Source organism: Burkholderia sp. MSMB1498, assembly GCF_001526245.1.
Taxonomy (GTDB): Bacteria; Pseudomonadota; Gammaproteobacteria; order Burkholderiales; family Burkholderiaceae; genus Burkholderia; species Burkholderia savannae.
Genome location: NZ_LOYJ01000119.1, coordinates 202515 through 227004, shown reverse-complemented (window position 1 = coordinate 227004; position 24490 = coordinate 202515). Strand labels below are relative to the sequence as shown.

The window sequence follows — 24490 nt, the reverse complement described above, 5'->3', positions numbered from 1 at the left end:
GCGCGATGACCGAGACGACTTCCTCGACGCTCGCGCCGCTGCACGTCGCGCAAACGCACGGCGTCGTGTTCGCGACGCTGAATCGGCCGGGCAAGCGCAACGCGCTGACCGACGATCTCGTCGCGGCGCTCGACGCCGAGTGCGCGCGCGTCGCCGCCGATGACGGCGTGCGAGCGTTCGTGCTGCGCGGCGCGGGCGGCGTGTTCTGCGCGGGCGGCGACTTCGGCGGCTTTCACGCGATGATGCGCGAGCCGGCGCCCGCCGACGCGCCCGATCCGATCGCAACGTCGAACCGCCGGTTCGGCGCGCTTCTCGACAGGCTCGCGGCACTGCCGATGCCGACGCTCGCCGTGATCGAAGGCGCGGCGATGGGCGGCGGCTGCGGGCTCGCGGCCGCGTGCGACCGCGTGCTGATGGCGAGCGACGCATATCTTTCGATGCCCGAAACGTCGCTCGGCCTGCCGCCCGCGCAGATCGCGCCGTTCATCGTCGCACGCGCGGGCGCCGTGCGCGGCCGCTGGCTGATGCTGACGAGCCGCCGCCTGTCGGCCGCCGACGCGTTGCACGCGGGCCTCGCCGACGAAATCGCGAACGCGGACGCCATCGATCCGTTGCTGCGCGGCGAGCTCGCGCGCGTGCTCGCATGCGAACCGGCCGCGCAGCGCGCGACGAAGCGAATCGTCGCCGACACACTGCATCGCGAGCGCGCCGCCGTCCTCGATGCGGCGGCGAACGCATTCGCCGCCGCGCTGCGCTCGGGCGCGGTCGTCGAAGGCCTCGCCGCATTGACCGACAAGCGCGCGCCCCGCTGGGCGACCGATGCGCCGACGCTGCCGGTGACGCCATGAGCGAGCGCCGCTTCACCCGTCTGCTGATCGCGAACCGCGGCGAGATCGCGGTGCGCATCGCGCGCACCGCGCGCCGGCTCGGCATCGCGACGATCGCCGTCCACTCCGACGCGGACGCGCGCAGCCCGCACGTCGCCGCGTGCGACGCGGCGGTGTCGATCGGCGGCGCGACGCCCGCGGAATCGTATCTGTCGATCGACAAGCTGATCGACGCCGCATCGAAGAGCGGCGCGCAGGCGATTCATCCGGGCTACGGCTTCCTGTCGGAGAACGCGGCGTTCGCGCGGCGCGCCGTCGAGGCGGGCCTCGCGTTCGTCGGCCCGCGCGCCGACGCGATCGACGCGATGGGCGACAAGGCCCGCGCGCGCCGCCGGATGGCAGCGGCCGGCATTCCCGTCGTGCCCGGCTACGACGGCGACGATCAGAGCGACGCGCGCCTGCTTTCGGAGGCCGAACGAATCGGCTTTCCGGTAATGCTGAAGGCAGCGGCGGGCGGCGGCGGGCGCGGAATGCGCCGCGTCGATGCGCGCGACGCGCTGCCCGCCGCGCTGAAGCTTGCCGTATCCGAAGCGCGGAACGCGTTCGGCGACGGCCGCATGATCGTCGAGCGCGCCGTGATCGAGCCGCGCCACGTGGAAGTGCAGGTGTTCGCCGATACGCACGGCCACGTCGTCCATCTCGGCGAGCGTGACTGCTCGGTGCAGCGCCGCCACCAGAAGATCGTCGAGGAAGCGCCGTCGCCCGCGGTCGATGCCGCGCTGCGCGCGCGGCTCGGCGCGACGGCAGTCGCCGTCGCGCGCGAGATCGGCTACGTCGGCGCGGGCACCGTCGAATTCCTGCTCGACCGCGACGGCCGGTTCTACTTCATGGAGATGAACACGCGGCTGCAGGTCGAGCACCCGGTGACGGAGCTGATCACCGGGCAGGATCTCGTCGAATGGCAGCTGCGCGTCGCGCAAGGCGATGCGTTGCCGCTCGCGCAGCACGACGTGCGGCTCGACGGCCATGCGATCGAAGTGCGCCTCTGCGCGGAGGACCCCGCCGACGATTTCCTGCCGCGCACGGGCGAAGTGCTGACGTGGCGGCCGGGCCGCCACGCGCGCTGCGATCATGCGCTCGCCGACGGCGTCGCGATCAGCCCGCACTACGATTCGATGCTCGGCAAGCTGATCGCGCACGGCCGCTCGCGCGACGAGGCGATCGACCGCCTCGCGAACGCGCTCGACGACACGGTGCTGCTCGGCGTGCCGAGCAACCGCGCATTTCTCGCGCGCGTGCTGCGACATCCGGCGTTCGTCGACGGACGCGCCGTGTCCACCGCGTTCATCGCCGCGCATTTTCCCGACAACGACAGCCGCCGCTTCGCGCCGACGGAAGCGGCGTGGGCGATCGCCGCGTGGCTGTCGGCGGCCGCCGCCGATCGCGCGGAGACGCTGTCGCCCGCGTGGCGCGGCTGGCGCAACGGCGCGCCGCTGCCCGTGCCATATCGGCTGTCGTCGGCGCGCGCGAACGCGAACGTAAGCGCGAGCGCGGAGCACGCGGATGCGCGACGAGGCGTGGTGACGATCGATCGGCAACGCGCGGCCGTGCGCGCGCACGGCCGCGCGCCGGCCGCGCTCGACGGGGCACGCCCCGCGCCGCCGGGCGAGCCGTCGACGGTCGAGATCGACGGCCGCGCGCACGCCTACTGCTTCGCGATCGCGCGCGAGCGCCTGTGGCTGCAACTCGACGGCATCGATCACGCGTTCGCGATCCTCAACCGCGCAGGCCGAGCGAGCGCCGGCGCCGCCGACAGCGACGGCGTGCTGCGCGCACCGATGAACGGCCGCGTGATCGCGGTCGACATCGACGAAGGCGCGACGGTCTCGGCCGGACAAACGGTCATGGTGCTCGAGGCGATGAAGATGGAGCACGCGATCACCGCGCCGTTCGCGGGCAAGGTCGCGTCGCTCGGCGCGCGCGCGGGCGAGCAGGTCGCGCCCGGCCAGGTGCTCGCGCAACTCGAGCCGCAGGCCGGCTAACGCGCCGGCATTCGATACAAGGAGAATTTTCGATGAGCCACCCCGTCGTCGTCACGTGCGCGCTGAACGGCATCTTCACGGACCCGAAGCAGTTCAACGTGCCCGTCACGCCCGAGCAGATGGCGCGCGAAGCGAAAGGCGCGTACGACGCCGGCGCATCGTGCATGCACGTGCACTTTCGCCGGCAGGAGCCGGACAAGGGGCACCTGCCGTCGTGGGACCCGCAGCTCGCGGCCGAGATCGCGCAGGCGATCCGCGAAGCGTGCCCGGGCGTGATCTTCAATCAGTCGACGGGCATCGTCGGGCCGAACGTCGACGGTCCGCTCGCATGCATCCGTTCGATCCGCCCGGAAATCGCCGCATGCAACGCGGGCTCGCTCAACTATCTGAAAGTGAAGGCGGACGGCGCGTGGGCGTGGCCGCCGATGCTGTTCGACAACCCGGTCGAGAAAGTCGCGTCGTTTTTGACGACGATGGCCGAGACGGGCGCGGTGCCCGAGTTCGAGTGTTTCGACACCGGCATCGTCCGCTGCATCGACATGTACGCGCGCGCCGGATTGTTCGCAGGACGATCGAATTACAACTTCGTGATGGGCGTCGAGTCGGGCATGCCGGCCGATCCCGAGCTGCTGCCGATCCTGATCCGGCTGCTGCGGCCCGATTCGACGTGGCAGGTCACCGCGATCGGCCGTGCGAACATCTGGGCGCTGCATCGGCGGACGGCCGAGCTCGGCGGACAGCTGCGCACCGGGCTCGAAGACACGTTCTATCTGCCGGACGGCGCGCGCGCGACGTCGAACGCGCAGCTCGTCGACGCGATCGCGACGATCGCGCGCGAAGCCGGGCGCGAGATCGCGTCGCCGCAGGAAGCGCGGCGGATTCTCGGCACGCGTGCGCAAGCCGCATCGCTTGCGTGAACGACGCTTGACGGGCGAAAGGAGCCGCGATCGCGGCGGCCGGCTCGGCAGCCCGCGCCGCCGATGCGCGGCGAGCGGCACGGAGGCCGCAACGCCGCAGCGGCGAGCGCGACGCCGATGAACGCCGCGACGGGAGCAACGCAACCGAGACGCGGCCAAGACACGGCCAAGACGCGGCCGAAGAAGGCGCGCGATCGCCGAAGCCGCTCGGCGATCGCGCGACAGCACGCATCGCGCATACATGCATGCGCGCAACGGGCGGCGCAGATATGGCGCGCAAGATCGAAAGGTGAGAATTTTCGGGAGGCCGCCGACGCCGCTCCGAACCGACGAAAACCGGCGCGCGTCGGCGTTGTGCGAATGCACCGGCCTGCAACGATACATCGCGCGGCGGCCGCCGCGCGCCCGCCGCTCGCAAGGAGACGACATTGACCTCGATCGACCCGGACAACCTGCCGCTCGAACGCCTTCAATACTGGGAACGCACGCGCGCCGACGACGTCTGGCTCGTCCAGCCGACGGGCGGCGGCGAAATCCGCCGCTTCACGTGGCGCGAGGCGCTCGACGAAGCGCGCCGCGTCGCCGCGTACCTGCGCGCGCTCGATCTGCCGCGCGGATCGAACATCGCGATCCTGTCGAAGAACTGCGCGCACTGGATTCTCGCCGATTTCGCGATCTGGCTGAGCGGCCATGTGTCGGTGCCGCTCTACCCGACGCTCGGCGCCGAATCGGTCCGGCAAGTGCTCACGCACAGCGAAGCGGCGGCGCTGTTCGTCGGCAAGCTCGACGCATGGGAGCAGATGCGCGACGGCGTGCCGCCGCACGTGCGGCGCATCGGCCTGCCGTACCTGTCCGGCGCGCAGTTCGACGGCGTGAAATGGGACGACATCGTGCGCGACACCGCGCCGCTCGCCGAGCACGTGACGCGCGCCGCCGACGAGCTCGGGACGATCGTCTACACGTCCGGCACGACGGGCGACCCGAAGGGCGTGATGCTGACGTTCGGCGCGCTCGGCTGGTGCGTCGAGCCCGTCTTCGATCTGATCGCGCTCGGCCCCGGCGACCGGATGATCTCGTACCTGCCGCTGTCGCACGTCGCGGAGCGCGGCTATGTCGAGATGCTGTCGGTGCGCGCGGGCTTCACCGTCTACTTCGGCGAATCGCTCGACACGTTCGTCGCCGACCTTCAACGCGCGCGGCCGACGTTCTTCATCTCGGTGCCGCGCCTGTGGGCGAAGTTCCGGCACGCGGCCGCGAGCCGCCTGCCGCCCGGCCCGATTCCGGACGCGATGAAGCCGATGATTCTTCAGCAGCTCGGCCTCGACCGGGTTCGCCTCGCCGCAAGCGCCGCCGCGGCGATCGAGCCCGCGCTGCTCACCTGGTATCGCGATCTCGGGCTCGAACTGCTCGAAGGCTACGGGATGAGCGAATTGTGCGGCGTGTCGCACTCGTGCCGGCAGCACGACATGCGGCCGGGCTACGTCGGCGCGCCGGTGCGCGACGTCGAGAGCCGGCTCGCCGACACCGGTGAAATCGAGATCCGCTCGCCGGGCAACACGATCGGCTATTACAAGCGCCCCGACCTCACCGCCGCGCTCTTCACGCCCGACGGCTTCATCCGCAGCGGCGACTTGGGCGAGCTCGACGAAGCGGGCCGACTCAAAATCACCGGGCGCGTGAAGGAGATCTTCAAGACGAGCAAGGGCAAGTACGTCGCGCCGTCGCCGATCGAAAGCAGGCTCACGACGCATCCGCTCGTCGATGCGTGCTGCGTCGTCGGTGCGGGACGGCCGCAGCCGTGCGCGCTCGTGTCGCTGTCCGACGAAGGCCGCCGGCTCGACGACGACGGCCGGCGCGCGGCGCTCGCGACATCGCTCGGCGAGCATCTCGAACGCGTCAACGCGAGCCTCGACGATCACGAGAAGCTGCGCTTCGTCGTGGTCGTCGATTCGATCTGGAACGAGACGAGCGGCTTCGTCACGCCGACGTTCAAGGTGCGCCGCAATCGCGTCGAGGCGCGGTATGCGCCGTTTCTCGACGCGTGGGACGCGCGCGGGGCGGCGGTCGTTTGGGAGTCCGATGCGGCGTGACGGATTGCGGTTCGTTGCGCATCGCTCGATGAAAAAAGGCGCGCCGGGCGGCGCGCCTTTCGCCTTTTGGAGCGCGACGGGAGACGCATAACGCGCTTCGCGTGCGTCGCGATCTCGGCCGCTTCCGCTTCCGGAAGCATCGGCTTCGCGAGGCTTCGCACGCTCGACGCCCAGGCATGCTCCATCGGCGGTCAGTGCTTCGAATAAGGACAGCGAATCAGCTTGCCGATCGCATTCGACAACAGATCCTCGGTCCCCTTGAGCGAATCCGCCAGCACCGGATCGGTCGGGAACACCATCTCGGCCGCGATGTTGTCCTGCACGATCCGCGCGAGATTGTCGAGCGCGACCGCGACCGGATCGGCGGGCGTCTCCGCCGTCGCGATGTCGATCAGGTGCGTGTCGACGTTCTTTCGGTCCATCAGGCGCCGCAGGATGATCGTGTTCTGGTTGCGCACCGACGTCGTCCAGATCGACAGCACGACCGTGTACACCTTCTTCCATTCGTCGTCGCCGAGCGCCGCCTTCCAGCGTTTGATCAACGCCTCGACGCCCGCCACCTGAGCTTGCGCCGCGCACTGCATGTTGACCTTGATCGCATCGGCGACGCTCGCGGAGAACCGCTCGTAGCTCTCGATGCTGAAGCGCCCTTCGACGACCGATTGCGCGATGAAGTGAATCCCGCCTTCGAGAATGCGCGCGCTCGCCGCTCGCGCATCGGCCGGAAACTCGGCGGCGTCGAGGTGCCGCAGCGCGTTCTTCAGCGTCTCGCCGAACGCCTCGAGCGGCCGCACCCATTCGATCGCTTCGGGCTGCTTCAGATACGGCGCGATGATCACGTAGATGCCGAGCGGCGTGTGGCTGATCGATTTCACCAGTTCGAACACCGGCGACACCGACTCGAGCGTCTCGCGCCGGCCTTCGTGGATCAGCGTGTACTGCCCGCCGCGGTAATCGTTGTTGACGACGATGACGGGGCTCAGATGCGACGTGAGCCTCGCCTTCAGCGCCGCGTAGTTCTGCCGCATCGCGTTGTCGACGGCGAACACTGCGTCGCGCGCCCGTACGCGCGGGTTCGAGCCGAACGCGACCATCTCCAGATCGTGAGCATCGATTCTCGAGAACGACTTGTGATTCATTTTCTTGCCTTCTTTCTTATTGAAAAAACGGAGCGTTCCTTTCGTTCTGGTAATGCCCCGTCGGGCGATCGCGAACGCTCCGGGTCAAACTTCGTTGTCACGTCGGCCTGCGCGGCGCGGATGGCACGCCTCGCCGCACGGCGACGATTTTCGTTTCTCGGTGGTCCCTCGCGCCGCCGGCCGAAGCCGGCCGCGCCCCGTGTTACGCGAGCGGCAGCGTCAACACGTCGTCGGTCGTCATCACTTCGCCGAACGTGTCGTCGACGGTCGCGAGCGCCGCGCGATGCAAATCCGCATGCGGCAGCACGCTGCCGTCCGCGCGATCGAGATTGCGCGTCGCGCACGCATCGTCGACGACGATCACGTCGTAGCCGAGCGGCACGGCGTCGCGCGCCGCCCCCGCAACGCACGCATGCGTCATCAGGCCCGCGATGATCAGCGTCTCGATGCCGGCCGCCTTCAGGCGCGCGTCGAGGTCGGTCGTCGGAAACGCGCTGACGGACGATTTCCTCAGCACCTGATGGTTCGCCGCAGGTTGCAACTGCGCGTGGAAGCGCACGCCGTCGCCGTCCTCGGCGAACACCGGGCTGCCCGCGGGCGCCACGTGCTGAATGTGAAACACGCGAATGCCTGCGCGGTCCGCATGCTCGACGAGCCGCTGCGTGTTGCGCAGCGCGCGCGCGCCGTCCGGGATCGGCATCTTGCCGCTGAAATATTCGTTCTGGAAATCGATCACCAGCAGCGCGGTGCTCACGGCCTCGATCGCCTGCGGAGCGCTCGCGCCGGCCAAGGTGCGAATGGTGGGATGGCTCATCGTGAAAGTCCTGGTGAATGAAACGCGACGCACGCCCATCGTCCGTCGCTGCGCGTCTCGCCTCCGCGGCGGCAAGACAGGCGCAAGTATCCGGATGCGGGCCGCACCGCGAAAGTGGCCTTCGAGACAACATGTGATAGGATCGGGCCACCTTTTTGGACTGCCGTCTCATCCGTCATGCATACCGTCGCGGTCATCGCGTTCGAAGGCATCAGCCCGTTTCACTTGTCGGTGCCGTGCATCGTGTTCGGCGACGACCTCGCGCGGCTCGGCGTGCCGCGCTACCGCCTGCTGATCTGCGCCGAAAAGCCGGGGCTCGTGCCGACGATGTCGGGCTTCAGCATCGACGTGCCGCACGATCTGTCGGTGCTGGCCGCTGCGGATACGGTGATCGTGCCCGCGTGGCGCGACCCGGACGAACGGCCGCCCGAGGCGCTGCTGAACGCGCTGCGGTCCGCGCATCGGCGCGGCGCGCGGATCGCGGGCCTGTGCCTCGGCACGTTCATCCTCGCGGAAGCCGGCCTGCTGGACGGCCGCACCGCCGCGACGCATTGGGTGTGGGGCGACGACTTCGCGCAGAAGTACCCGAAGATCAGGCTCGACCGGAAGGTGCTGTACATCGACGACGGCGACGTGCTCACGTCGGCGGGCACCGCGGCGGCGATCGACTGTTGCCTGCATCTGCTGCGCCGCGATCACGGCGCGGACATCGCAAACCGCGTCGCGCGCCGGATGGTCGTCGCGCCGCACCGCCACGGCGGGCAAGCGCAGTACATCGAGCAGCCGCTGCCGAAGGCGACGGCGGGCGATCCGCTCAGCGCGGCGCTCGATTGGGCGATCGAGCATCTCGAACAGCCGCTGTGCCTCGACGCGCTCGCTGCGCGCGCGGGCATGAGCCGGCGCACCTTCACGCGGCGCTTCAAGACGAAGACCGGCACGACCGTCTCGCAATGGCTGCTGAATCATCGGCTGACGGCCGCGCAGCGGCTGCTCGAGACGAGCGACAAGACAATCGAGCGCATCGCGGAGATCGCCGGATTCGGGTCGACCGTGTCGCTGCGGCAGCATTTCACCGCCGCTTATTCGATTTCGCCGGGCGCGTATCGAAAGCAGTTCGGGCGCGGATTCTCCGCCGCGCGATAACCCGAAGGCCGGCGCGATTTTCATCGCCCGCGGCGACGATCGACGACGCAAGGCAAAACCCGCACCATACCGCGGCAGGCCGACATCGCGTGCGGCCGATTCAACCCCGATCGAAAAACGCCCGACAGGCCGAACGCGTCGACGCGCGCGGCGGCACGCCGGGCGTCGCGCCATCGGCTCCGTTCAGCCCGTTCAGCCCGTTCAGCCTGTTCGGTCCGCTCGATCCGTCATCGAATCGGAATAGCGCCCGTTCGATATCGCGTGAATCAATTCCTTATTTTTTTATCGCCGCTTATTTAAATTCAGCCCGACTCAGGCAAGCTGACTCAATCTGCATCGCGACAACATTCCGGCAATTCGTTCACCGAGTATTTCCTCGATTTTCAGGAACCGCTTCCGAAACCCGTTTGACGGCCGCCGTATCGTCATCGGCGTCAAATCCAGCCCTATGCAGCATTTACCGAAGCGAAACGACGAACCGAGGACTAGAAAGCGCGCGAGACGCTGGAAACGGTTTCCGCCGACGTTTATCCGATTGACGCATTCGAATCCAAATAACGCCTCGAAAAATCACTTTCCGCATACCAAACACTTCAGCATTGACGATAGGAAAATTCATATTGAGTTTCGAATGTCGTCAATGAAATATGTACCAAACAATTTACTGAGAGATATCCGATGAGTTCCGGCCAGCCTCCGTCTTCAAGCGAGGCGAGCCAGCCCGAGGGTGCGACCGGAAGCGCGATTCCCGCGTCTTTTTCTTCCGGTTCGCATGGCTCGGCTCGCCCGGCACGGTTCCCGCCCCGCTCCGCCGCCCGTCTCGATCGCCGCATCGCCGCCGCCGTCACGCTGCTGCCCGCATTGGGCACAGCCGCCGCGATCGCGCTATGGATCGGCGGTCACGCGCCGGGCGCCGTCGAATGGACCGTGTTCGCCGTGTTCTATTTCGCGACCGCGCTGGGCCTCGAAGTCGGCTTTCATCGCCACGTGACGCACAAGGCGTTCAAGGCGAAGCCGTGGGTGCGGACCGCGCTGATCGCACTCGGCTCGATGGGCGCGCACGGCCCCGTCAACTGGTGGGCGTCGACGCATCGCCGCCATCATTCGACGAGCGACGGCAAAGGCGATCCCCATTCGCCGCATCTGTCGGGCGACGGTGCCGGCGGCCGGCTCAAGGGCCTCTATCACAGCCACATCGGGTGGCTCTTCGTCGGCGAGTCGACACGGCCGGCGGGATGGGAGAAATACGTACCCGACCTCTATCAGGACCCGCTCGTCTTCAGGCAGCACATGGCGTACTACCGCTGGGTCGCGATCGGCCTCGCGCTGCCGCCGCTGATCTGCGGGCTCGCGTCGCGCTCGTGGACGGGCGTGCTGCTCGGCTTCCTGTGGGGCGACATGGTGCGAATCTTCGCGGTCAGCCATTGCATCTGGGCGCTGAATTCGCTGTGCCACGTGATCGGCCGGCGCGACTTCCACACGAGCGCGCACGACCGCAGCCGCAACAGCCTGCTGCTCGCGATCCCGACATTCGGCCAAGGCTGGCACAACAACCATCACGCGTTTCCCGCGTCCGCCTTCACCGGGCTGCATTGGTGGCAGATCGATCCGGGCGGGCTGTTCGTGCGCGTGCTGGAACGCCTGCACCTCGTCCACGACGTGAATCGCCCCAACGACGAACTGATTGCAAAGAAGCGCATCGCCCCATGAACGACTCTCGACGGGAGCCCGGAAAATGAAGAGCGCCACCCTGAACGCAGTGGAATTCGACGCAAGAACCCACGAGGAAATCGCCGGCTGGATGACCGGCTACGTCGCAGCCAGGCTGCGCACCGACAGCAGCGCGATCGACGTGAACAAGCAGTTCGTCGAGTACGGCCTCGATTCGGCCGACGCGATGAGGATGGTCGGCGATCTCGAAGACTATCTCGGCTTCGAGCTGTCCCCGAGCCTGCCCTATCAATATCCGACGATCGACTCGCTCGCGCGGGCGCTCGCCGATCTGTCGGCCAAGCGATAGGAGACCGAACGATGACCATCCGGCCCGAGAACCGCGAAACCGGCGCGCCGAATCGCGGCGCGCCGTACGGCGCGTCCGCCGACGCGATCCAATACCACTACGACATCGGCAACGCGTTCCTCGCGCTCGCGCAGGAACGCGGCCGCAACTACTCGTGCGCGATGTTCGAGGAAGGCGATACGCACGAGCAGGCGCAAATCCGCAAACTCGACTATCACATCGCGCAGATCCGGGCGCGCGGCGCGGCGCGCGTGCTCGACATCGGCTGCGGCTGGGGCGCGCTGCTCGACCGGCTCGTGACGGCCGCCGGCGTGAAGGAGGCGGTCGGGCTCACGCTGTCGAACGAGCAGCTCCGCTACATCGGCGAGCAATACCGGCATCCGGGCATCGACGTGCAGTTGCGGAACTGGCAGGACTACGAACCCGACCGGCCGTTCGACGGGATCATCTCGCTCGGCGCATTCGAACACTTCGCGAAGATCGACGAAGACAAGGTCGAAGCCTATCGGCACTTCTTCACGAAATGCCACGGCTTCCTGAAGCCGGGCGGCCGGCTGTCGCTGCAGACGATGGGCTACGGCGACGTGCCCCGCGACCGCCGGCACTCCGATCTCTTCATCGCGCGCGAAGTCTTTCCGGAATCGGATCTGCCGTATCTCGCGGATATCGTTCTGGCATCCGAAATGCTGTTCGAAGTGGAACTCGTTCGCAACGATCGCCACGACTACGTGAAGACGATGCGCGCGTGGTTCGAGAACCTGCGCGCGCATCGCCGCGAGGCGCTCGAGCTCGCGCCGCCCGACGTGATCGAGCGCTACGAGCGGCTTTACCGGACGATGAGCTATTCGTTCGATCTCGGCGCGTTCGTGCTCTACCGGATCACGTTCCGGCGCATCGAGCCGAACCGGATTCACGCCGGCTCCCGGCATCGGGCGGCCGTCGCATGAAAAACGCGCCCGCCGACAGCGCCGGCTGCGCGAAGACGCCGCATCGCGCGGCGTCGGCGACCGATCCGGCAATCCCGCCCACGCCCGACGATCGCGCATCCGGGCATCTGTCGCGCGCGTCGTCCGCGCGCCATCTGGGCGTCGCAGCGATACCGGCGATCGGCACGGCCGCCGCGATCGCGCTCTGGGCCGGATTCGGCCTCGCCCCGCGCGCGCAGGACATCGCGATGCTCGCGCTCTTCTACGTGCTCAATATCCTCGGCATGGAGCTCGCGCTGCATCGCTACTTCGCGCATCGCACGTTCAAGGCCGCGCCGTCGGTGAAGATCGCGCTCGCGGTCCTCGGCTCGCTCGCATATATGGGGCCGCTCATGTGGTGGGTCGCGATCCATCGGCTGCATCATGCGAACGCCGACCGGCCTGGCGATCCGCATACGCCGCAACTCGGCGGACGCGGTTTCGTCGGCCGCGCGAAGGGCATTCTGCACGGCCACGTCGGCTGGCTGTTCGATCCGTCGTCCGCGCGCCCGGCTGGCTGGCGCCAGTACGCGAACGACATGTACCGGGACCCGGCGCTGCTGCGCATCCATCTCGCGTACGATTACTGGCTGCTGCTCGGCCTGCTGCTGCCCGCCGCGCTCGGCGGGCTGCTCGATCCGTCGTGGAAGAGCGCGCTGCTCGGCCTGCTGTGGGGCGGCACCGTGCGGATCTTTCTCGCGACGAACGCGATCTGGGCGGTCAATTCGATCGGCCATTCGCTCGGCGGCAACCGGCCGTTTCGCAGCCGCGATCAGAGCCGCAACGCATGGTGGCTCGCGATCCTGACGCTCGGCGCGGGCTGGCACAACAACCATCATGCGTTTCCGCAGTACGCGAGCATGCGCTTCGATCGATGGCAGATCGACGTGACCGGATCGCTGATCGCGCTGCTCGAGCGGCTCGGGCTCGTGTGGGACGTTCAGCATCCCGATCGCGACGCGATCCGCCGGCGGCTCGCGAACGCGCGGCGCGACGATGCGTGACCCGCGTTTTCCTTCCATCGAAACCGACCGGATCTCCCGATGACGGCACTCAAGATCTTCGATGCGCGCATACACGTGCTGCCCGACGTCGTGACGAAGCTCGTCTGGAAGAACTACGAGCGCGACGCCTGGAAGATTCGCTATGCGCTGCTCGCCGAGCAATCGATCGTTTTCCTGAAGTCGCACGGCGTCGCGCGCGCGGCCGGCATCTGCTATGCGGCGCAGCCCGGCGTCGCGCCGTTTCTCAACGACTTCGTCGCGCAACTGGCGTCGCGGCATCCGGCGTTTCTCGTGCCGTTCGGCACCGTGCATCCGCACGATCGCGATTGCGTGCGCGAGGCGGTTCACGTGCTCGACGAGCTCGGCTTCGCCGGCCTCAAGATCCATTGCCGCTTGCTGAAGATCGCGCCGGACGACGACGCGCTCGCGCCGATTTTCGAAGCGCTCGCCGAGCGCGGAAAAGTGCTGAACCTGCATTCGGGCGCGGTCGCGAAGAACAACGCGAACATGGATGAAATTCGCGGCGTCTGCAACGTCGAGCGCTTTCGGCGCGCGATGCGGCGCACGCCGCATCTGAAGGTGATCGTCCCGCACATCGGTTATGACGAAGTTCAGGAGTACGTCGATCTGCTCGACGAATTTCCGAACCTGCATTTCGATACCGCAATGGCGTTCGGCGGGCATCGCGCGGCGACGGGCGAGATCGTGCCCGACGTCAGGCCGCTGCACGAAGCGCGCTATCCGCGCGGCGCGCATCCGCGCCTGCCCGCGCGATGGAAGCCCGCGCTCGAGCAACTGGTGCCGCAGATGCGCGACCACCCGAACCGCTTCCTGTACGGCAGCGACTTTCCGCTCATTCCGTACGAATGGGATTTCGAAATCGAGCAGTTGAAGCGCTACCTGCCGGCCGACGTGCTGCGCAAGGTTCTGTGGGACAACGCCTGCGCGCTGTTCGGCGGCGATGCGAGTGCGAGCGTCGGCATGGGCATGGGCGTGAGTGCGCACGCGAACGCAGGCGAGCGCGCATCGGCCGACTTGCTCGCGGCCGGACCGACCACGGGGCCGACACGATGAAGCATGCGAATCATTCGGCGCCCACCGGCGCGAACGCCGCCGGCGCGTTCGCCGATTTCGTCGAGCTCGCGCAACATCGCGCCGCGCATCAGCCGGACCTGCGCGTCTATACGTTCGTCACGGGCGGCGATCGCGACGAGCGGCATCTGACTTGCGCGGACCTGGACCGGCGCGCGGGCGCCGTCGCGGCGGCGCTGGCGGAAGTCGCCCGGCCGGGGGATCGCGTGCTGCTCCTGTTTCCGCCGGGCATCGACTACATCGTCGCGCTGTTCGGCTGCATGTATGCGGGCGTCGTCGCGGTGCCCGCGTATCCGGTCGAGCCCGCACAAGCGGAACGCACGCTGCGGCGGTTGATCGGCATCGTCGCGGACTGCGCGCCGGCCGCGATCCTGTCGACGACGTCCGGGCGCGACAGCGCGAATCGCGTCGAAACCGGTTCGCCCGCGCTCGACGGCCTGCGCTGGCTCACGGTCGACACGCTGCTCGACGACGGCGCGCGCCGCGCGCCGCGCGCCGTCGATCACCGGACGCCCGTCTACCTGCAATACACGTCCGGCTCGACCGGCGCGCCGAAAGGCGTGATGATCGGCCACCGCAACCTGCTGCACAACTCCGCCCTCATCGCGAGCCGCTTCGAGCACGACGCGAACAGCCGCGGCGCGATCTGGCTGCCGCCGTACCACGACATGGGCCTGATCGGCGGCATCCTGCAGCCGCTCTACGCCGGTTTTCCGGTCACGCTGATGTCGCACGTCGACTTCCTGAAGCACCCGCTGCGCTGGCTGCGCACGATCGGCGAGCGGCGCGCGACGACGAGCGGCGGACCGAATTTCGCGTATCAGATGCTCGCGACGATGCGCATCGCCGATGCCGATTTCGACAAGCTCGACCTGCGCTCATGGAGCGTCGCGTTCGTCGGCGCGGAACCGATTCGGCCCGCCACGCTGCAGGCGTTCGCGCAACGCTTCGCGCGCTGCGGCTTCGACGAACGCGCGTTCTATCCGTGCTACGGCCTCGCCGAGCACACGCTGTTCATGACGGGCGGACTGAAATCGCAGCCGCCCGTCGTCGCGTGCGCGCCGCGCGGCGCGCAGCCGACGCGCGCATCCGACGACGCCGACGCCAACGGCACCGGCGACGAGCGGCACGCGCGCGCGAACACGGCAATCGGATGCGGCGACGCGGCCGGCGACAGCGTGGTGCTGATCGTCGATCCCGACACGCGCGTTCCATGCGATGATGGCCGGGTCGGCGAAATCTGGGCGCAGGGGCCAAGCGTCGCGCTCGGCTACTGGAACAATCGCGAGCTGAGCGCACAGACCTTCGAAAACGAACTGTCCGGCTACGACGGGCGGTTCCTGCGCACCGGCGACTACGGCTATCGGTCGGGGGCCGAGGTTTTCGTCACGGGACGTCTGAAGGACATGATGCTGATTCGCGGCGCGAATCATTATCCGCACGACGTCGAGGCGACGATCGAGGAGCTCGACGTCGAGCTGTTCCGCCCCGGCGGATGCGCGGTGTTCGCGCTCGATACCGAGGCGACGCCGCAAGTGATCGTCGTGCGCGAGTTGCGGGCCCGCTACCTGAAGGCGCTCGGCGACGGCGGCCACGAAATGGTCGGCCTCACGCCCGACGCGCTGTTCGGCCGGCTGCGTCGGGCAATCACTCTGCAGCACGGCATCGCGGTGCACAACATCGTCTTCACGCCGCCGTCGGCGATACCGAAGACGACGAGCGGAAAGATCCAGCGGCACGCCTGTCGCGAACTGTTTCTCAACGACACGCTGCCGGTCATCACCCAGTGGCGCGCGCAGCTCGGCACGCCGAACGAGATCCGGAACAACTGACGAGGAACGCGGCATGCAAGAAAAACTGGATGCGGACTACTTCAACCGGTTCGGCGCCGACTATCTGCCGGGCCTGCTCGGCATCGTCGTCAATCAGGTCGAGAAACACTACGTGCGCGCCGAACTGACGATACGCAAGGCCGTGCTCGCGCACGGCATCCTGCATGCGGGGACGATCGTCGGCCTCGCCGACACCGCGTGCGGCTACGGATGCCTCGCGAGCCTGCCGGAAGGCGCATCCAGCTTCAGCACGCTCGAGCTGAAGAGCAATTTCATGGGCACCGCGCGCGAAGGCGGGATTGTCTGCGAGGCGCGCGCGATCCATGCCGGCCGCATGACGCAGGTGTGGGACGCGACCGTCCGGCACCGCGAAACGGACAAGCTGCTCGCGACGTTCCGCTGCACGCAGATGATTCTCTGGCCAACGAAGTAAATCGCGATGAGCACGCGACGCCTGAAGAACGCGCCGCACGCGAGCGCTCGCGAACGGCGCGCCGATATCGGCATGACGTGGCTCGATCCGCTGCGGCTCGGCCCGCGCGCGTCGCGGATCAGACACGGCTGGGCCGCGCAATCGCGGCCGGACGTGCGCTTTTGCGACGTGCCGACCGCGACGATCCGCGTGCGCGCCGCCGGCTCGCGCGCGGGCGAACGTCCGACGATCGTGTTCGTCTGCGATCCGCCGAGCGTCGTCGAGCACTTCGACCGGCTGATCTCGCGCGTCGCGCAACATGCGCGCGTCGTCTGCTTCGAGCCGCCGGGCTTCGGCTTTTCCGTGCCGAACCGGCGTTTCACGTTTTCGTTCGACGACTACCGCGCGGCGATCGAGGCGATGCTCGCGAGCCTGAACGAAGGGCCATACCTGCTCGCGTTCTCGTGCGTATGGGCGCATATCGCGCTGCAGATCGCGGCGGCGCGGCCGGAGCTCGTCGACAGGCTGCTGCTTTGGCAAAGCCCGGCGTGGGACGAACAGGTCGCATGGGCGCGGCGCGTCGACGCGCGCAGCCTGCTCTCGACGCCGTTCGTCGGACAGTGCGCGTGCGCGTTCGGCGCGCGGAAGATCGGCATCGGCTGGTTCCGTCAGGCGATGGCGAAAGACCGTTATCGCGAATTCGCACCGATGCTCGATACGTCCTTCGATCACGGCGCATTCTGCTGCCTCGGCTCGCTGTGGCAGCGCTTCTACGACGATGCGCCGCGCGCCGTGCAGGTCCGGCAGCCGACGCTGCTCACGTGGGGCGCGGCGGACCGCACGCATCGGCATAGCTGCAAGTGGTCGATTGCGCAGCACGTACCGCACGCGGTCCGGCATCCGGGCTTCGAGCATGCGGGGCATTCGCCGGAGCTCGAGGAGAGCGACGCGTTCGCGACACTTGTGCTCGACTGGCTGACGGCGGAGCAGGAAGGCTGAGCGCATCGATCGTTCACGCGCCTCGCGCGATGCCGACAGTCGTTACGTGCCGTTCGTCGGCGCGCGGCGCTTCGCACGCGGCTTCGATTCCGCATTTGATCCCCTGCTCACCCGCGATGCGCGCCGCGGCTTCTGGTAGCGCACGCACCGCGCGGCGGCGGCGCGCGGCGCCCTTCGTCGGCGCACGAAGCATCATCGCGGCCTGCCGATCCGGTTCCTCCTGCAAGGGCGATACGTGTGGCCTGTCCGTCATGCGCGAATTCGCGGCTCATGGCTGCGAGAGCGGGTTCGCCGCATCGGTCACATATTCCGACACGATGCCGCCGATTGTGTTAGCGTTGAGCGGCATTCGCTTACGTATGACGAATGCGACACCATGACGCTTCGAAAGGAGTTCCGCCAAGTGACCGCGCTCACCCTGTTGTTCGATCTGGACGGCACGCTCGTCGATACCGACGCGTTGCATCTGAATGCGTATAACGCGCTGCTCGCGCGCTGGAATCGGTCGATCGATATCGATTACTACAAGACGCACGTGATGGGGTTTTCCGACGACCTGATTTTCGGGGAGTTGTTTCCGGGAATGCCGGCGGCGGAATATACCGAGCTGGCGGCGGAAAAGGAGCGGCTGTTTCGTGCGCAGCTGGGCGCGAAGCTGACGCCGACGGCGGGGACGGCGGATATTCTCGGGTATGCGGAGCGGGTTGGCGCGAAGACCGCGATCGTGACGAATGCGCCGCGCGAGAATGCGACGATGATGCTCAATGCGTTGGGGCTCGCGGAGCGGTTCGGCACGCTTGTAATCGGCGGCGAGCTGGAACATGGGAAGCCGCATCCGTTGCCTTATTTGACCGCGCTGGAGTTGCTCGGGGCGAAGGCGGAAGACGCGGTGGCGTTCGAGGATTCGGCGTCGGGGGTGCGCTCGGCGAGTTCGGCTGGGATTTTTACGTTCGGGATGTTGACGGCGTTGGGTGAGGAGAAATTGAGAGAAGCGGGAGCGAAGACGGCGATCAAAGATTTTGGGGATCGGGGGCTGTGGGAATTCCTCGAGCGTGCCCCAAGCCGATAGATTAACGATAAGGACCTGTCCGCAATTTTGTGTACAAGGCAGCCAAGAATCGTTATCTGTGCACCGGGATAAGCGGACTCCCGAACAGCCTGATTCACGGCTGATTTCCGTCGGAGATCTCGCGACAAGTGTTGATCCCGCCACGGCGCGCGGGTCTGATCGATCGCACGACGCCTCGCGCGTCGCGTCGCAATCGACGGCCGGGCGCCACGACCCTGCCGTCCGTCAATGAGGGTCGTTTTCCGAAGCCGCTCGGAGCTGCTTAATCCATCAACAAATCGACGCCGCAATTTACAGCACGAATCACAAGCAATAAAATCGACAAATTCGCAATTCAATTAAATATAAATTAAACGGTTTCGCCCCTCATTAAAAAACATGGCGGAACGCCGCTTGAATTTTCCATCAAGCAATCGCCCGGCATCTCATCGCCTCTCGCCTTGATAATCCAATTCCGGCGACTAATATTGAAGAGTTGTGTTCCACCAAAAAATCAACTCATCAATAGAAACTGCCACCTTCCGTTTCGCCGCTCAATTTTCTATTAAACCGTAAATATAGAACGGAATCAGTTTATCGATTGCATTCCGCAACATTTCGGCAAACGATCCGATTCAATAGACACACGTACGTTACGAGGAGACCGAGACATGGCTCAGCGCATTCGTCTCGCAGTTGCCGGCGTGGGTAACAACATATCGGCACTGTTCCAAGGCATCGAATACTATCGGGCGCTTCGCGACCAGGGTGTCGACGAGCGCGAATTCGTCGGCATCAAGCGGCCGCGCATCGGCGGCATCGGCGTAAGCGACGTCGAGTTCGTCGCCGCATTCGACGTCCATCCGAACAAGGTCGGCCGCCCGTTCGACGCGGCCGTGCTCGCGCCGCCGAACAACTATCCGATGCTCGGCGCACCGCTGCCGGCCATCCCGTTCCCGGTGGATCAGGGCTTGACGGCCGAGACCACCCGCGACGACGACGACGCATTCAAGCACGTCGTGCGCCGCCTGCGCGAAAGCGAAGCCGAAGTCCTGCTCTATTCTCTGCCGACCGGCTTGCAATGGGCGGCCGAAGCGTATGCGCGCGCGGCGCTCGCCGCCGGCGTGGCGTTCGTCAACTGCACGCCGGAGCTCGTCGCGCGCACGCCCGCGTTGCTCGACGCCTATCAGGCGGCCGGCGTGCCGCTCGTGGGCGACGATCTGGCGAGCCACTTCGGCACGTCGGTCGTGCATCGCGCGCTGCTCGGACTGCTGAGCGATCGCGGCATCACGCTGCAGAGCTCGTATCAACTGAACTTCGGCGGCAACGAGGACTTTCGCAACCTGCGCGAGCGCGGCGCGAGCAAACAGCAGTCGAAGCTCAATGCGCTCGCGCAGGACGGCGTCGATACGTCTCGCGTCGAGATCATCCCGTCGGCCGGCTATATCGGGCAGCTGAAGGACAACAAGGTTGCGATCGTGAACATCGAGGGCGTCGGCTGGGGCGGCACGCCGGTACAGCTCGATCTGAAGCTGAAGGTCCAGGATTCGAGCAATGCCGCGGGTGTCATCATCGATCTGATCCGGATCGCCGCCGCATCGCGCCGCGCGAAGCACGCCGGCTTTCCGGCCGCGGCCGCGAAGCTGCTGAAGTCACCCGTCGGCGGACACGACAAGATCACGCCCCAAAGCATCGACGCGAGCTTTCGCGCACTCGACGCGTCCGCCGCTTGAGAGCATGACGATGGCGCATCCGAAACGCGGCATCGAACGCCCTGGCGGCTGCGCAGCGGCGACGGTCGACGTCATTCTGCTCGCGTACGACGGCGTCGACGCGCTCGATCTGTTCGGTGTGCATGCCGTGCTCGCGAAGGCGTCGGCCGTGACCGCGCCGGACGGCGCCGCGCCGCTGCGCGTCGCGATCGCGGCAGCGTCGCGCGTCATCACGACTTCGTGCGGTATCGACCTGAGCTGCGGCGCGCCGCTCGACACGCTCGATCACGCGCGCGCGATCGTCGTGCCGGGCGGACGCGGTGCGGCGGCCGCGGCCCGGCACCCGTCGCTCGCCACGCTGCTGGCACGCGCGCATATGCGCGGCGCGGCGATCTACGTAGTGTGCTCGGGCGCGCTGCTCGTGGCAGCGGCCGGCATCGCGAACGGACGACGGCTCGCGATCCATCACGACAAGCAGCAATGGCTGCGCGACGTCGCGCCGTCCGTCGAGCCTGCCGCGGGCCTCATCGCGGACGGACGCCTGTGTTCGGTCGGCGGCGATGCGTCGCCTTCGACGAAAGCGACCGATCTCGCGTTCCAGCTACTCGCCGATTTTGCGCCGTACGCAGTCGCACCGGTGGCGGCCCGGATGGAGTTGCGGCCGGGTCGCGGCGCGGCCGCCGCGCGGCTTTTGGAGGCGACCGCATGAGCGCGCGGCGCGGCACCGTCCTCGTGACGGGCGCGAGCCGCGGCGTCGGCCTCGCGATCGCCGAAACGCTCGCGCAGCGCGGCTACGACCTCGCACTATGGGCTCGATCCGCGTCCGACCTCGACGCGATCGCGCAACGCCTCGGCGCGGCCGGATGCCGTGTCCACACGGCGGCCGTCGACGTCGGCGACGCCGCCGCCGTCGAGGCGGCGGGCCGCGCGCTGCACGCGCAGGACGCGGCGCTCGCGGGCGTCGTCGTCAACGCGGGATGCGGCCGGTGGGCGCGCATCGCCGATACGGCGTCCGACGAATGGAGCCGCACGCTGCGCACCAATCTCGACGGCGCGTTCCACACGCTGAAGGCGTGCGTCCCACTGCTCGAGGCGCGCCATCCGCTGATCGTCGGCATGATGTCCGACGCGAGCGTGTGGCCGTTCGCCGAGCGGGGCGCGTATTGCGCGTCGAAGGCGGGCTTCTATCAGCTCTTCGAGATTGCGCGACAGGAGCTGCGCGAGCGCGGCGTCCGGATGACCGCCGTGCTGCCGAGCCGCATCGACACGCATTTCCAGGGCGGCCACGCGTCGGCCGCGCCCGGCAGCCGTCCCGGCGCGCTCGACGCGGCCGACATCGCGACGATCGTCGCGGATCTATTCGACGGCCCGCCTCATATCGAAATCCGCGAGCTGCGCGTCACCGCGTTCGCATCCAGCTTCGGCCCTTTCCCGGGAGGAAACCCAGCGTGACGATCTTCACAGGCATTCATCCCGCCGGCCACTCGCGGCCGATCGGCAAGTATTCGCCCGCCGTGTCCGTGCCGATCGGCGCGGGGCAGCGCCTCCTCTTCATCAGCGGCCAGGTCGCGACCGACGCCGACGGCGCCGTGCTCGCGCCCGGCGACGCGGGCGCGCAGACCGAGATCGTGTTCGAGCGCCTCGCGCGCATCCTCGACGCGGCGGGCGGCGATCTTTCGGCGCTCGTCAACGTCGTGATCTATCTGCGCGACATCGCCGATTTTCCCGCAGTGTCCGCGATCCGCAACCGCGTGCTCGGCACGCCGCCGCCCGCGAGCACGCTCGTACAGGTCGCGTCGCTCGCCGAGGCGGGCTGTGTCGTCGAAATCAGCGGCATCGCCGTGATCGGCGAGGACGGCGGACGTGGCTAGCCGCACCAACGCGCCCGCATCGCGCGACGCTGCAGCCGAACAGGCCGATCCGCGCAGCCAGCGAGCGGTGCTGCCGCGCGTCGCGCAGCACGCGAGCGTGCTCGTCGTCGGCTCGCTGAACGTCGATCTGCTGCTGTACAGCGACGTGTCGCCATGCGAAGGCGACTCGCTGCCCGTGCGGGCGATCACGCTGCCGGGCGGGCACGCGGGCAACTGCGCGTCCGCGCTGTCGGCGCTCGGCCTGGCCGTATCGATCGTCGCGGCCGTCGGCGACGACGCCGACGGCGAGAGGCTGCTCGCCGACCTCGACCGGCGCGGCGTCGACACGCGCTTCGTGCGACGCATCGCGCACGCGCACACCGGCCGCGCGATCATCCCCGTGCTCGGCCCCGAGCGCTGCAACTACATGCTGCTCGATCGCGGCGCGAACGAGTCGCTCGTCGGCGACGATGTGCGCGCCGCGCTGTCCGGCGTCGCGCGCTGCGATGCGGTCATGCTGTTCGATCCGAGCGTCGACGCGCTCGTGCAGACGGTCGCGCTCGTGCGCGCGCGCCGTGCGGCCGCGGCGCTGTGCTGGACGCCGTCCGGGATGTACTCGCGCGATCCGGTCGCCTTGACGCTCCTCCCGCAATGCGACGTCGTGTTCTGCAACGCGCGCGAGTTCGCGCATCTGCGCGATCAGGGCGATCACGTGTTCGACATGCTCGATGCGGTCGACGTCGTCGTCACGCTCGGCGAGCACGGCGCGCTGTCCCGCCATCGCGGCATCGAGACGCGCGCGCCTGCGCATCCGTGTGAAGTCGTCGATCCGACGGGCGCAGGCGACGCGTTCGCGTCGGCTTACCTGCTCGCGCGGCTCGCCGGCCTCGACGCGGCCGACCGCCTGCGGCTCGGCAACGCGAGCGGCGCATGCGCGGTCGGCACGCGCGGCGCACGCGACGGCCTGCCGACGCTCGACGCGCTGCTCGACGCGACGCTCGACGGCCCACTCGACGGCCCGCGATACAGGTCCGCGCCGCCGCGCGCCCAGGAGCCCGCTCATGCGCATGCGGCGAAGCGCTGACGGCTGGCGCGGTCTCATCGGAAGCACGTTCACGCCCGAGCGCGCGGCGAGGCTCGCCGCGACGATCGTGACCGCCGTGCGTGCGCACGACGGCGGCGGCCCGCGCGTCGTCGTCGGTTACGACTGCCGCCGCCTCGGACGCCGCGCCGCGCGACTGATCGTGCGCGCGGCGAGCGACGCGGGCGCGCGCGCCGTGCGCGTCGTCGAACATCTGCCGACGCCGACCGCGTCGTACCTCGTCGGCGCGGGCGACGCCGAGCTCGCGCTGCTCGTCACCGCGAGCCACAACCCACCCGAATGGAACGGCGTAAAGGCGAAGGGCCGCCCAGGCTGCCCGCTCGACGCCGAGCTCGAACGGCGCGCGGATGCGCTATTCGACGATTCGGAGCGCGCCGCGGGCGACGCGCCATTCGGCGAGCCTTCCGGCGAGCCATTCGACCAAGCCGACGAAGCGCGCGCGGACGATGCTGGCGGTCTCGACGATGCGATCTTCGAAGCATGCGACGCGTCTCCGTGGATCGACCGGCACATCGCGCACGTGCTGTCGCGCTTGCCGGCGACGCCGGATCTGCCGCTGCGCGTCGTCGTCGACGGGCTCAGCGGCATCGCGGGCAGCGCGATGCTGCATCTTTGCGACGCGCTGCGCTGGTCGGCGACGCCGCTCGGCTGCGCGCCGTCCGCTGATTTCGGCGGCGTCGCGCCCGATCCGTCGCTGCCCGCGAGCCGGCGACGCGCGGCCGAGGCGGTATGCGCCGAACATGCCGACCTCGGCCTCGTCGTCGACGGCGACGGCGACCGCGTCTATGCGATCGACAGCGACGGGCGCACGGTCGAGCCGCACGAATTGTTCGCACTGCTGCTCGCGCACCGGCATCGGCGGCGATACGGCCATCCGGAGCGCGGCGTCGCCGTCACGGCGGCAACGGGCGCGCTCGTGCAGCGGCTGTGCGCGCGGTGGAGCCGCCCCGTCATCGAGCAGCCGGTCGGCTTCAAGCATCTGTCGCCGCTGCTCGTCGAAGGCCGCATCGACGCAGGCGGCGGCAGCGTCGGCGATCTCGCGTTCGCCGAATTCGGCGTCGATCGCGATCCGTTCGGCGCTGTCGCGCTCCTCGCCGACCTGCTGGCGACGAGCGGCCAGTCTCTCGCAGCGCTCGTCGCTGACCTGCGACATCGCTACGGCCGCTTCGACTGGCATGAATCGCACGTGAACGGCGACGCCACCGACACGCAACTGCGCGACGCGGGCCGGCGCGCACTCGAACGATGCGGCTTCGACGCACGCACGGCGCGCATCACGACTGTCGACGGCATCAAGTTTTCGTTCGACAGCGGCGAATGGCTGCTGCTGCGGCCGTCCACGACGGAAGGCGGCATCCGCGTATACGGCGAGCTGCTGAGCACGCGAGCAGCCGGCGCGGCCGCCGCGCTCGCCGCGCACGTCGCCCGCGCGCTCGCCGCCGAGCGAAGTCCGTAGTCGCGCGCCGCCGGAGGAGCAAGCCC

General features: G+C 68.2%; 22 protein-coding genes. 20 read left to right on the top strand and 2 right to left on the bottom strand.

The window, feature by feature from the left end; genetic code table 11:
- Positions 1 to 5: 5 nt before the first annotated feature.
- The 4 genes from WS91_RS27540 (at position 6) to WS91_RS27525 (ending at position 5876) form a co-directional block, all read left to right on the top strand.
- The gene (locus WS91_RS27540) at positions 6 to 848 is read left to right on the top strand and encodes an enoyl-CoA hydratase/isomerase family protein (protein WP_059576631.1); all 843 of its coding nucleotides are present in this window, start codon (positions 6 to 8) and stop codon (positions 846 to 848) included.
- On the top strand, positions 845 to 2869 hold the full coding sequence (locus tag WS91_RS27535; protein ID WP_059671404.1) for an acetyl/propionyl/methylcrotonyl-CoA carboxylase subunit alpha: 2025 nt from the start codon (positions 845 to 847) through the stop codon (positions 2867 to 2869). Before WS91_RS27540 ends, WS91_RS27535 begins: the two co-directional genes overlap by 4 nt.
- Positions 2870 to 2901: 32 nt before the next feature.
- Positions 2902 to 3786, top strand: coding sequence for a 3-keto-5-aminohexanoate cleavage protein (locus WS91_RS27530; RefSeq protein WP_038746112.1), 885 nt, complete (start codon positions 2902 to 2904; stop codon positions 3784 to 3786).
- A gap of 428 nt (positions 3787 to 4214) precedes the next feature.
- A complete protein-coding gene (locus WS91_RS27525; protein ID WP_059576637.1) occupies positions 4215 to 5876 on the top strand; it encodes an AMP-binding protein in 1662 nt (553 codons plus the stop codon).
- Between the two features lie 191 nt (positions 5877 to 6067).
- Here the strand turns inward: WS91_RS27525 and WS91_RS27520 are convergent, their stop codons facing one another.
- Positions 6068 to 7015, bottom strand: a complete 948-nt coding sequence (locus tag WS91_RS27520) for a hypothetical protein (RefSeq protein ID WP_059671403.1) — start codon at positions 7013 to 7015, stop codon at positions 6068 to 6070.
- A gap of 202 nt (positions 7016 to 7217) precedes the next feature.
- Positions 7218 to 7829, bottom strand: a complete 612-nt coding sequence (locus WS91_RS27515; protein ID WP_038746104.1) for a cysteine hydrolase family protein — start codon at positions 7827 to 7829, stop codon at positions 7218 to 7220.
- Between the two features lie 177 nt (positions 7830 to 8006).
- On the opposite strand from WS91_RS27515, the gene WS91_RS27510 reads away from it, so the two are divergent.
- The 16 genes from WS91_RS27510 to WS91_RS27430 all read left to right on the top strand — a co-directional run bounded on the left by WS91_RS27510 (position 8007) and on the right by WS91_RS27430 (position 24464).
- Positions 8007 to 8972, top strand: a complete 966-nt coding sequence (locus tag WS91_RS27510) for a GlxA family transcriptional regulator (protein WP_038746102.1) — start codon at positions 8007 to 8009, stop codon at positions 8970 to 8972.
- Between the two features lie 678 nt (positions 8973 to 9650).
- On the top strand, positions 9651 to 10682 hold the full coding sequence (locus tag WS91_RS27505) for an acyl-CoA desaturase (protein ID WP_059671402.1): 1032 nt from the start codon (positions 9651 to 9653) through the stop codon (positions 10680 to 10682).
- Between the two features lie 25 nt (positions 10683 to 10707).
- Positions 10708 to 10992 carry an acyl carrier protein gene (locus WS91_RS27500; RefSeq protein WP_038746098.1) on the top strand — a complete coding sequence of 95 codons (285 nt, stop codon included), beginning with the start codon at positions 10708 to 10710 and terminating at the stop codon, positions 10990 to 10992.
- An 11-nt stretch (positions 10993 to 11003) separates the two neighbouring features.
- Positions 11004 to 11939, top strand: coding sequence for a class I SAM-dependent methyltransferase (locus WS91_RS27495; RefSeq protein WP_059576647.1), 936 nt, complete (start codon positions 11004 to 11006; stop codon positions 11937 to 11939).
- Positions 11936 to 12961, top strand: coding sequence for an acyl-CoA desaturase (locus WS91_RS27490; RefSeq protein WP_059671401.1), 1026 nt, complete (start codon positions 11936 to 11938; stop codon positions 12959 to 12961). Before WS91_RS27495 ends, WS91_RS27490 begins: the two co-directional genes overlap by 4 nt.
- Positions 12962 to 13000: 39 nt before the next feature.
- Complete coding sequence (locus WS91_RS27485) at positions 13001 to 14035, top strand: amidohydrolase family protein (RefSeq protein WP_059671400.1); 1035 nt, start codon at positions 13001 to 13003, stop codon at positions 14033 to 14035.
- Positions 14032 to 15885, top strand: coding sequence for a fatty acyl-AMP ligase (locus WS91_RS27480; RefSeq protein ID WP_059671399.1), 1854 nt, complete (start codon positions 14032 to 14034; stop codon positions 15883 to 15885). The genes WS91_RS27485 and WS91_RS27480 overlap by 4 nt, the downstream gene beginning before the upstream one ends.
- Before the next feature lie 13 nt (positions 15886 to 15898).
- On the top strand, positions 15899 to 16318 hold the full coding sequence (locus tag WS91_RS27475; RefSeq protein ID WP_038746088.1) for a PaaI family thioesterase: 420 nt from the start codon (positions 15899 to 15901) through the stop codon (positions 16316 to 16318).
- 6 nt (positions 16319 to 16324) lie between these two features.
- On the top strand, positions 16325 to 17296 hold the full coding sequence (locus WS91_RS27470) for an alpha/beta fold hydrolase (RefSeq protein WP_059671398.1): 972 nt from the start codon (positions 16325 to 16327) through the stop codon (positions 17294 to 17296).
- A gap of 403 nt (positions 17297 to 17699) precedes the next feature.
- The gene (locus WS91_RS27460; protein WP_059671442.1) at positions 17700 to 18365 is read left to right on the top strand and encodes an HAD family hydrolase; all 666 of its coding nucleotides are present in this window, start codon (positions 17700 to 17702) and stop codon (positions 18363 to 18365) included.
- Between the two features lie 650 nt (positions 18366 to 19015).
- Positions 19016 to 20077, top strand: a complete 1062-nt coding sequence (locus WS91_RS27455; protein WP_059671396.1) for an inositol-3-phosphate synthase — start codon at positions 19016 to 19018, stop codon at positions 20075 to 20077.
- Positions 20078 to 20087: 10 nt separating this feature from the next.
- Positions 20088 to 20765: a DJ-1/PfpI family protein gene (locus WS91_RS27450; protein WP_231752106.1), complete on the top strand. Its 678-nt coding sequence runs from the start codon at positions 20088 to 20090 to the stop codon at positions 20763 to 20765.
- Positions 20762 to 21508: an SDR family NAD(P)-dependent oxidoreductase gene (locus tag WS91_RS27445; protein WP_059576667.1), complete on the top strand. Its 747-nt coding sequence runs from the start codon at positions 20762 to 20764 to the stop codon at positions 21506 to 21508. The genes WS91_RS27450 and WS91_RS27445 overlap by 4 nt, the downstream gene beginning before the upstream one ends.
- On the top strand, positions 21505 to 21927 hold the full coding sequence (locus WS91_RS27440) for a RidA family protein (RefSeq protein WP_059576670.1): 423 nt from the start codon (positions 21505 to 21507) through the stop codon (positions 21925 to 21927). The genes WS91_RS27445 and WS91_RS27440 overlap by 4 nt, the downstream gene beginning before the upstream one ends.
- Positions 21920 to 22990, top strand: coding sequence for a carbohydrate kinase family protein (locus WS91_RS27435; RefSeq protein WP_059671394.1), 1071 nt, complete (start codon positions 21920 to 21922; stop codon positions 22988 to 22990). The genes WS91_RS27440 and WS91_RS27435 overlap by 8 nt, the downstream gene beginning before the upstream one ends.
- Entirely contained in the window at positions 22968 to 24464 is a 1497-nt protein-coding gene (locus WS91_RS27430) for a phosphoglucomutase (RefSeq protein ID WP_059671393.1), read from the top strand. The genes WS91_RS27435 and WS91_RS27430 overlap by 23 nt, the downstream gene beginning before the upstream one ends.
- Positions 24465 to 24490 lie beyond the last annotated feature (26 nt).